The 7,127-nt window shown below is 66.8% G+C and carries 5 protein-coding genes; all 5 read left to right on the top strand.

Annotated elements, in window-relative coordinates; translation table 11 throughout:
• Positions 1-759 precede the first annotated feature (759 nt).
• Positions 760-1,896, top strand: a complete 1,137-nt coding sequence (locus tag TY51_RS19215) for a glycosyl transferase (protein ID WP_156118131.1) — start codon at positions 760-762, stop codon at positions 1,894-1,896.
• An 8-nt stretch (positions 1,897-1,904) separates the two neighbouring features.
• Positions 1,905-2,894 (top strand): glycosyltransferase family 2 protein, encoded by a 990-nt coding sequence (locus tag TY51_RS19210; RefSeq protein WP_042252863.1) that lies wholly within the window; start codon positions 1,905-1,907, stop codon positions 2,892-2,894.
• Complete coding sequence (locus TY51_RS19205; protein ID WP_042252861.1) at positions 2,891-3,865, top strand: glycosyltransferase family 2 protein; 975 nt, start codon at positions 2,891-2,893, stop codon at positions 3,863-3,865. Before TY51_RS19210 ends, TY51_RS19205 begins: the two co-directional genes overlap by 4 nt.
• Positions 3,865-6,291, top strand: coding sequence for a GNVR domain-containing protein (locus tag TY51_RS19200; protein WP_042252858.1), 2,427 nt, complete (start codon positions 3,865-3,867; stop codon positions 6,289-6,291). Before TY51_RS19205 ends, TY51_RS19200 begins: the two co-directional genes overlap by 1 nt.
• Positions 6,292-6,365: 74 nt before the next feature.
• Entirely contained in the window at positions 6,366-6,611 is a 246-nt protein-coding gene (locus TY51_RS19195; RefSeq protein ID WP_042252856.1) for a hypothetical protein, read from the top strand.
• Positions 6,612-7,127: the final 516 nt, after the last annotated feature.

Below are 7,127 nucleotides of genomic sequence, written 5' to 3'. Positions count from 1 at the left end.
CGCTCTGGCACGGCTGACGACTTTTCATTTTGTTTTTCCGCCGGCGATCCGAACATGGGCTCTGGTGCGGCGCGCGTCAGCCTCCACGAAGAAATTCTGTTCCTCCCACGCCAAGGCGTGGGTCCCTCCCAATTTCAACGCTCCGGCCCCGTGCGTCAGATCACCGTCCGGCCACAGGGTGGGCGCAGCCACTGGCGGAACGGGAAGGAGCGCCACGACATGTCGGACCAGTTCGAAACACGGGCCATAGATTGGGCTGCGGCCCATCAGGGGCAAATCTCCGTGACAGGAAAGGCAAGCCCGGCTTCGCATCGGGGATAAGCCCCCCTGTTTTTACGCAATTTTTCTCATCGCTAAAGGCAGGACTATCTCACCCCTGCCACCCGATTGTGGTTTGCTATGATAATCGTGCTTTTTGGTCACTATCTGTGCTTTCTGGCCAATAACAGCTTCTTCAACCAGGCGGACTGCAGCGGACGCGGAACGTCGTAGATGCAGCAACAGACTTGCGGCTCGAACCAGAACTTCGTGTGAAGGGCCACGCGATCGGTTGGAAAACTGCGGGGATCGGAGCTGTCTTTCGCTTCAGCGGATCACGCTTCCTTGTCGCAGGTCCGGGAAAGTTGTCTTATTAGGCTGTTTTCCCGTGCGGCCGAATTGGTTATGGAGTGCCAACATTTCACCGGCGGACAGCGCCGTCTGCACGTTCTGTATCAAGATCCATTGTAACGATTTATCCTGCCGGAGAGTTTTTTGCGCGTGACCTATCTTGCCCATGACCTTGACGATCCGTCGATCTGGCGGCGGGTCAGGATGCTGCGCCAGGGCGGGGCACAGGTCCGGGTCGCGGGGTTCCGGCGGGGGCAGGGGCCGTTGCCCGAACCCGCGACAGTGCTGGGGCACACCGCCAACGGCCGCATGATCCAGCGGGTCCGCGCGATCGTCGCGGCCTGGCCCCGCATCGCGCGCCTAGTCCCGCCGCAGGACGGCGGGCCCGAGGTGATCCTGGCCCGCAACTTGGAAATGCTGGCCCTGGGGGCGCGGCTGGCGCACGCCAGGGGCGGGCGGCTGGTGTATGAGCTGCTGGATATCCACGGCATGATGCTGGGGCAGGGCATGCCCGCCCGCATCCTGCGCCGGGTCGAGGCCGGGCTGATGGGCCGCACCAGCCTGGTCGTCCTGTCCTCGCCCGCGTTCCAGACGCGCTATCTGCGCCATTTCGGCCAGCCCGACACCCCGGTGCTGCTGGTCGAGAATAAGCCCTTTGCCCAGCCCGGCACCGCGACGCCCCAAGCCGTGCCAGCCCCCGGCGGGGCCGAGGAGGGCGGGCCGCTGATCGTCGGCTGGTTCGGGATGCTGCGCTGTCGCTGGTCGCTTGGGGTGCTGGATCAGGTCACCCGCGCGCAGCCTGGGCGGTTCAGGGTGATCCTGCGCGGGCGTCCCGCCCTGGACGTCATGGAGGATTTCCACGCGGTGGTGGATGCCAACCCGGACCTGTCCTTTCTGGGCGCCTATGACTGGCCCGACGATCTGCCCACGATCTATGCGCAGCTGGACGTGGCCTGGCTGATCGACCGGTACCAAGCGGGGCAGAACTCCGACTGGCTGCTGCCCAACCGCCTGTACGAGGGGTGCCTGAACGGTGCCGTGCCCGTCGTTCTGGACGGAACCGAGGTCGCGCGTCGTGTCGAGGCCTGGGGATGCGGCGTCACCGTCGCGGCGCCCGATGCCGCGGCCGTCGCCGCCGCCCTGTCGTCCATCGATCCCGCGGGACTGGCCGCGCGCCGTGCCGCGGTCGCGGCCCTTCCGCGCGACGCGATGGAGATGGACGAGGCCGAATGCCGTCACCTGACGGCCGCCATCTGCGGGGCCGCCGCCCCGGCCGCTGCCGCTTGAGGTCCGCGATGTCAGAACCCCATGTGCTGATCGTCATTCCGGCCCTGAACGAGGCGCGCCATATCGACGGCGTCCTGACCTTTGCCGCGGCCTTTGCGGCGCGGGCGAACGGGCTGGTCGTGGTCGCCGATGGCGGCTCGACCGATGCGACCTGCGACATCGTCCGGCGCAGTGCCGCGGCCGATCCCCTGATCCGGCTGATCGACAATCCCGGCCGGCTGCAATCGGCAGGGGTGAACCTGGCCGTGGAGCGGTTCGGGGTCGGTGCCGAATGGCTGCTGCGGCTGGATGCGCACAGCGATTATCCCGCCGATTACGGCGACGTGCTGCTGGCCGAGGCGCAGCAGACCGGTGCCGACAGCGTCGTCGTCACGATGCATGCCCAAGGCCAGGGGTTTCTGCAGCAGGTCATTGCCGAAGCGCAGAATTCGCGCTTGGGCAATGGCGGTTCGGCCCACCGGCTGGCGGGCGGCGGGGCCTGGGTGGATCATGGTCACCACGCCCTGATGCGGATCGGCGCCTTTCGCGCGGTCGGCGGCTATGACGCGCGGTTCAGCCACAACGAGGATGCCGAGCTGGACCACCGGCTGACCACCGCGGGTCACCGCATCTGGCTGACCGGGCGGACCCGGCTGACCTATTTCCCGCGGGCGCGGCTTGGCGCCCTGGTCCGGCAGTATTTCAACTTCGGGCGTGGCCGGGCCCGCAACCTGCAAAAGAACGGCACCCGCCCCGCGACCCGCCAGGCCGTCGTGGCGATGCTGGCACCGGCGACAGCGCTGGTGGTGCTGGCGCCGTTCAGCGCAGTCTTTGCCCTGCCGCTGGTGCTGTGGCTGCTGGCCTGCCTGGCCGGTGGGGTGATGATCGCCCTGCAGACCGGGCGGCCCCGCGGGCTGATCGCAGGGCTGGTCGCGGGGACCATGCACATGGCCTGGTCGGCGGGGTTCTGGCGGGAATGGCTGGCCCGCAGGCCCGCCGCGGAACGGACCCCCGCATGACCGCGCCCGTCTTTCACGACGCCGTGCTGATCGGCATCTGCACCTTTCGGCGGCCGGAACTGGCCGCCACGCTGGCATCCCTTGCCGGGCTGACGCCCTGCGGCCTGCCGATTGTCGTGGCTGTCGCCGACAACGATGCCCAGCCCTCGGCCCGCGATCTGGTTCAGGGGATCGCCGCGGACCACCCGCTGGAGGTCAGCTATCTGCATGCGCCCCAGGCCAACATCTCGATCGCGCGCAATGCGCTGCTGGATCATGCCCGCGCCGCGGGCGCGCGGCTGCTTGTCTATCTGGACGATGACGAGACGGTCGAGCCCGACTGGCTAATGCATCTTGTGGCCGCGTGGCGGGACGGGGATGCGGGCGCGGTCCTGGGACCGGTGCGCGCCCATTACCACCCTGACGCGCCGGGCTGGATGGACCGCGCGCGGGCGCATGACACGCTGCCCGTGTATGGCCCGGACGGGGCGATCACCAGCGGCTATACCTGCAACGTGCTGGTCGATCTGGCCGACCCGGCGGCGGGGCGGTTGCGATTCGACCCGGTGCGCGGCCGTTCGGGCGGCGAGGACAGTGCCTTTTTTGCCGGTTTTCTGGCCGCGGGCGGAAAAATCGGCTTTGCGGCCCTGGCTGTCGTGCACGAAACCGTGCCTTCGGACCGCGCGCGGCTTGCCTGGTTGCTGCGGCGCCGCTATCGGATGGGTCAGACGCATGCCAGCCTGATCGCCCAGGGACGCCCGCGGGCCGGGCGCATCCGCGCGGCCGGGGTGGCGGTGGCCAAGGCCCTGGCCTGCGGCGGACTGGCCGTGGTCGGGGTGGCACGTCCGGCCTGGCGCAACCGCCAGCTGATGCGTGCGGCACTTCATGTCGGGGCGGCCGCCCATCTTGGCGGCGCACGGCAGATCGAAATTTATGGAACGGCGCCGGATCGGTCGGATACCGAACCCCGCTCGGGACCCAAGGAAAGCTGATGGGACGCGAACTCAAGCCCTATGACGGGAACATGGCCTATGTCGAGGCTCCGGCCGCGCCGGCCCAGACCATCGATCTGCGGCGGCTGATGGTCGCGCTGCGCCGGCAGCGCACGACAATCGTGCTGCCCGCCGTTCTGATGGGCATGCTGGGGCTGACCTATTCCATCGCCAAGCCCGAGACATACACCACGTTTTCCAGCCTGCTTCTGGACAGCAACGTCAACCGATCCGTCCAGCAGGCGGGCGGCATCGCCAGCGCCGCCCTGCCGGTCGAGCGGATCGAGAACGCGCGTGTCGTGCTGGAATCGAACAAGCTGGCCGACGACGTGCTGAACCTGACCGGGCTGCAGGACAACCCCTCGTTCATGGACCCGCCGCGGTCCGCCTTCACCTCGGCGATCGGGGGGGGCATCTCGACCGTGCTGTCGCCGGTGGTCTGGGTCCGCGACCAGCTTGTGGCGCTGACCACCCCGGCCGATGTCGTGGGACAGACCGACCTGCTGGCGGCCGATCCGTCGATGGGGCAGCTTGATCCTGAACGTCGCCTGGCGGCCGCGCGGTTGCGCGCCGAGATCCGGGTCGACCGGATCGGCCAAAGCTCTGCCGTGGCGGTCAGCTATTCCTCGCACGACCCGGCGATCGCGGCGCAGGTCGCCAATGCCTATGCCGACCTGTACGTCCAGGACATCCTGTCGTCCAACGCCGATTCCGTCGGTCAGACCAACGCCTGGATGCGCACCCGCCTGCAGGAACTGCAGACGCAGGCGCAGGCCGCGGCCGGCGCGGCCGAACGCTTTGCCGCCGAGAACAGCCTTGTCGAATTCTCTTCGGGCGGGCTTCTGACCGAACAGGCCCTGAACGAGCTGAACTCCAGCCTGACCGAGGTCCTGACCGAGGCCGCGCGGGCGCGGGCGGTTCTGGACACCTATGACCGCGCCGTCGCCGGCGGGATCGAGGGGCTGACCAACAGCAACAGCTCGCTGGCGATCGGTGGCGAGGTGTCCGAAGAACTCCGGGCACGGCTGGATTCCTACAACGATGTCCAAGCCCGGCTTCAGCGTCTGCTGGCCACGTCGGGGCCGGACCATCCGCAGGTCCCGGGCCTGCAGCAGACCCTGATCACCACCGCCGAACGCCTGTTCATCGAACTGCAGGCCCAACGCGCCGAGGCCCAAAGCACGCTGGACGTCGCCAATGCCCGCGTCGATGCGCTGCAGGACAGCGTCGAACAGGCATCCGCACGCAACAGCGACCAGGCCGCCAACTTCGTCCGGCTGCGGGCCCTGCAGGAAGAGGCCGCGACCCTGTCCGCGATCTATCAGCAGACCCTGACTCGGTCGCAGGAGATCGAGCAGCAGCAGTCCTTCCCGGTGTCGAACGTGCGGATCCTGTCCTATGCGCAGGTCCCGTCCTTGCCTTCGGGTCCGGCTGTGCTGCGCAATGCGCTGGCCGCGACGCTGCTGGGGCTGTTCATGGGCCTGGCCATCGCCGCGCTGCGCGAATGGCGCGAACGCTCGCTGCGCACCTCCGCGGACCTGACCGAGTATTCGGGCCTGCGGTTCCTGGGCCACCTGCCGGTGCTGCCCGCGGTCCGTCGCACCCGTGCGGTGGGCGCGGCACCCGCCGCCACGCGGACGTCGCCTGCCACCGGCAGCGGCCAGACCCTGCCCGTCCTGTCCAGGCTGCGGCCCCCGGTCATCCAGGTACCCGTCCCGGTGCTGCATTACCCCGATTCGGTTTATGCCGAGACGCTGCGCCATGTCCGTCTGGCGGGCGAGGCGGCGGGGCGGTCGCTGCCCGTGACGGGCGTGACCTCGTTCCATCCCTTCGATGGTCGGTCCTCGGTCGCGTTCAACCTGGCGGGCCAGCTGGGCATCGGCATGCATTCGGTCCTGCTGATCGACGCCGACAGCCGCGGCCGCACGCTCAGCCGGATGCTGGGCCTGGACCGCAAGCCCGGCCTGACCGACGCGGTCAGCGGCGGCGGCAACTGGCAGGACATGCTGGTCGGCATCGCCAACACCAACCTGGTCGTGCTGCCCTGCGGGCTGGACCAGGGCGGACCGTCGGACGACCTGCTGACCGGCCAGATGCTGGGCCAGATCGCGGCCGAGGCGCGCGACGGCGATTTCAGCCGGGTCATCGTCGATGTCCCGCCGCTGTATCCGGTGGCCCAAGGCCGGGCGATCCTGCACGAGCTGGCACAGTTCCTCATCGTGGCCGAATGGGGCCGCACCTCGCGCGCCATGGCCGAGACCGCCCTGGCCGAGGATTCCCTGCTGGAATCGCGCTGCCTGGGCGTCGTGTACGACCGCGTGAACCTGCGCAAGCTCAAGTCCTTCCTGCTGCCCGGAGAGATGGAGAACTATCTGGCGGGCCCGAAGTCCTACATGTCGCTCAAGCGTCGCATGACAGGTCGGTAAGAGTTTCTTAATCTTTGTCGCTCACGCTGATGTCTCCCGTGCTATGGCGGGGGCGATCTGATGAGAGATGCGGCATGTTTGTCATCTGTTACCTGCTGGCTGCTTTGACGACGATCGCGGCAGTCCTGATCGGCGGCGCCGTGACGGGACACTCACTGTGGGAGAACTTGGGCATGGCATTGCTGGCCGTGGTTTTCCTGCAGGTTCTGGTCCTGGGCTATGTGATCGCGGCCACAATCGGCAACACCCGCGGATTGCGTGGCGCTGCGCCGGTCAATGCGCGCGAATCGCGCCATCAGTTGTTCACTCTGCCCAAGTAGACCGCGTTGTGATTTTCGTGCCCAGCGGCGGGCTCGACGCACATTGTTCTCTCCCGGAAACCTTCCACGGCGCGGTTGCGGTTGGCGATCGTCCGGACCGTGATGTGGCGCCGCAACCCGGCGATTGGGCTTCTCAGGCGCATCCAAGTGCTAAGTGTACCTTATGGATAAAGTGAAAAATACAACCCAAGGTTTAATACAATAAATTATATAAACCTGAAATTGTTTTGAAGCTCGTGTAAGGCCGCGGCGGACAGGTATGTAGAAAACTTGTGGCAATTTCTTGCCACGTTTTAATAGTTCACAAAGAATTTAAAATGACAGGGTCCGCGCAGGTTATGGGCGTGATGTGCGTATTTCTGAGGCAAGGCTCTAAGTATGAGCAAGGGCTTTGCGATGCATTCTTTTTTTATCCCTACCTGTCACATCCCACGTGATTATACGGCCTCTTCCTGAACAGGTCCGGCCTTTGTTTTTGCCAGTCCTTGAGCGCATCGACGGGCGTTCGGCCCTTCA

The organism is Paracoccus sp. PAMC 22219 (genome assembly GCF_000787695.1).
In the GTDB taxonomy this organism is placed as follows: domain Bacteria; phylum Pseudomonadota; class Alphaproteobacteria; order Rhodobacterales; family Rhodobacteraceae; genus Paracoccus.
The sequence above is the reverse complement of the archived record's forward strand: the minus strand, read 5'-3'. Positions and strand labels throughout refer to the sequence as shown.